This window comes from Duganella vulcania, from assembly GCF_009857655.1.
In the GTDB taxonomy this organism is placed as follows: Bacteria; Pseudomonadota; Gammaproteobacteria; order Burkholderiales; family Burkholderiaceae_D; genus Rugamonas; species Rugamonas vulcania.
Genome location: NZ_WWCX01000219.1, coordinates 1 through 2,455, shown reverse-complemented (window position 1 = coordinate 2,455; position 2,455 = coordinate 1). Strand labels below are relative to the sequence as shown.

Here is a 2,455-nt window from a genome sequence, read left to right as displayed (position 1 = left end):
CGTGGGCGGGCCCCGCCACGGCCGGCGCCGTTGCGGCCGCACCCGAGCCGGACCGCTCACCGCTGGTCAAGGTCGCCGATGGCCGCATGCTGGCGCCGGACATCGCCCGCATCGTCAACCACGGCGAACTGCTGGTCGCCATGCTGAGCACCGACAACCCGCCATTTTTCTCCGTCAAGAACGGCGGCCTGGTCGGCACCGACATCGACCTGGCGAAATCGATCGCCTCCGAACTCGGCGTATCGGTACGCTTCGACCGCAGCTACAAGACCTTCGACAGCGTGGTCGAGGCGGTGGCGGTGGGCAAGGCCGACGTGGCCGTCAGCCGGCTGGGCCGTACGCTCAAGCGGGCGCAGATGGTGCACTTCTCTATCTCCTACATCAAGCTGGGCCACGCGATGCTGATCAACCGCATGCGCTTCGCCCAGCTGGCCGGCGACCGCACCTTGCCGCAGGTGGTGCGCGACTACACCGGCACCCTGGGTGTGATGGCCGGTTCGTCGTGGGAAGAGTTCGGCCGCCGCAATTTCCCCAAGGCCAAGCTGGTCAAGTATCCCGGCTGGCCCGAGCTGATCGAGGCGACCAAGAAGGGCGAGGTGACGGCGGCCTACCGCGACGAGATGGAGGTGGTGCAGCTGCTGCGCGAGGAACCGGGTCTGGCGCTGACCCTGCGCACCGTCACCTTCAGCGACCTGGAGGCGCCGCTCAGCGTGATCGTCGGCATCCGCGACCTGACCCTGCTGTCCTTCGTCAACGAGTTGATCGCGCAGCGGCCCGTGCAGCCCACGGCCAAAAGCGTGCTCCGGGCCCTCAAATAAGGAAACCACGTGGACGCTCCCATCAGCATGCAACGCTTCCAGCAGTGGGCCCTGAACCCATGGACCGTGGTCGGCTGCGTGCTGGCCGGCGGGCTGCTGGGCTGGGCGACGCCGTCGCTGTCGCGCTACCTGGGCGTCGTGGGCGTGGTGTATGTCGACCTGCTGAAGATGATCGTGCTGCCGTTCATGATCTCGGCCGTCATCTTCAGCCTGCAGAACCTGTACCGTGACGGCGGCGCGGCGCGCATCTTCAAGCGGGTGGTGGTGGTGTTCATCGCCTTCTCGATGGTGGTGGCGGTGACGGCGACGCTGTCCTCGCTGCTGGTGCGGCCGGGCGGCAACCTGCCGGCCGAGACGCGCGCGGCGCTGGGCAAGATCATCAGCGCCGACGGCGAGAGCAGCAACACCGAAATGGCGCTGCGCGAGGAGCCCGCGCCGCCGCACCGGACCGAGCTCAAGGACGTATTGCAGTCGCTGATCCCGCAGAACATCTTTGCCTCGCTGGCCAACGGCGAAACGCTCAAGGCGCTGGTGTTCGCGCTGCTGTTCGGCTTTGCGGCTGGCCAGGTGCCGAGCCGCATCTCGGGCGGCCTGCACCAGGCGCTGGAGACCGTCTACCAGGCCTGCCAGACGCTGACGCGCTGGGTCAACCTGCCGGTGCCGTTCGTGCTGGTGTGCATGGCGGCCAGCCAGGTGGCGCAGACCGGCCTGCAGCCGATCGCGGCGATGGCCGGCTTCGTGATCCTGTTCCTGCTGGTGTCGGGCCTGCTGATGGGGATGGCGATGGCGCTGATCAGCCGCCGTGCCGGCGTGCCGTACGGCGCCGTGATGTCCGCCATGCGCGAGCCGTTCGCGCTGGGCGTGGCCACCAACAACAGCGCCACCTGCATGCCGGCCATGGTCAGCGGCCTGGTCGAGCAGCTGCAGTTCGCGCGGGCGCGGGTCGAGCTGCTGGTGCCGCTGAGTATCTCGCTGCTGCGGGTCGGCGCGGTCGCGTATTTCGTCTGCAGCACCCTGTTCATCGCCGCGCTGTACGGACGCCCGATGTCGGCGCTGGACCTGGGCGTGCTGGTGCTGGTGTCGGTGCTGTCCGGGTTTGCCTCGGCCGGCATGGCCGGCGTGGTGACGGTGTCGCTGGTGGGCACCATCTGCAACTACCTGTCGCTGCCGTTCGAGGCCGCCTTCATCCTGCTGATGGCGGTCGATCCGATCTGCGCCATGGCGCGCACCGCCGTCACCGTGATCTGCAGCTGCGCCGCCGTGGCCAGCATCTGCGCCGAACCCGTCAAGCTCTAGCGCCCATCATGCAGACACTCGTCAAACCCGCCATGTTCCAGCTCAGGGATATTTTCCACCACCCGGCCACGCTGCTGGGCGCGATGCTGCTGGGCGGCTGGACCGGCACGCTGTTCCCCGGCAGCGCGGCGCTGCTGGCGGCGGTGTCGGCGCTGTACCTGTCGCTGATCCAGATGGCGGCGCTGCCGTTCGTGATCCTGGCGGTTTACTTCGGCCTGCAGCGCCTGCCGTCGGAACCGGGTTCCGGCGCGCGGCTGGCGCGGCTGGCGGCCATGTCGCTGCTGGCGATGCTGCTGTGCGCGGTGGTGGGCGTGCTGGTGGCGGGCCTGGGCGGCGCCGGC

The 2,455-nt window shown here is 68.8% G+C and carries 3 protein-coding genes; all 3 read left to right on the top strand.

Going from position 1 to position 2,455, the window contains the following annotated elements; translation table 11 throughout:
- Window positions 1–818 (top strand): substrate-binding periplasmic protein (locus tag GTP90_RS35435; RefSeq protein WP_161087892.1); only part of this gene is annotated, 818 nt, incomplete at its 5' end.
- A gap of 9 nt (window positions 819–827) precedes the next feature.
- Window positions 828–2,114 (top strand): dicarboxylate/amino acid:cation symporter, encoded by a 1,287-nt coding sequence (locus tag GTP90_RS35430; protein ID WP_371875188.1) that lies wholly within the window; start codon window positions 828–830, stop codon window positions 2,112–2,114.
- An 8-nt stretch (window positions 2,115–2,122) separates the two neighbouring features.
- Window positions 2,123–2,455: cation:dicarboxylate symporter family transporter (locus GTP90_RS35425; RefSeq protein WP_371875187.1), on the top strand; the 333-nt coding region annotated here is incomplete at its 3' end.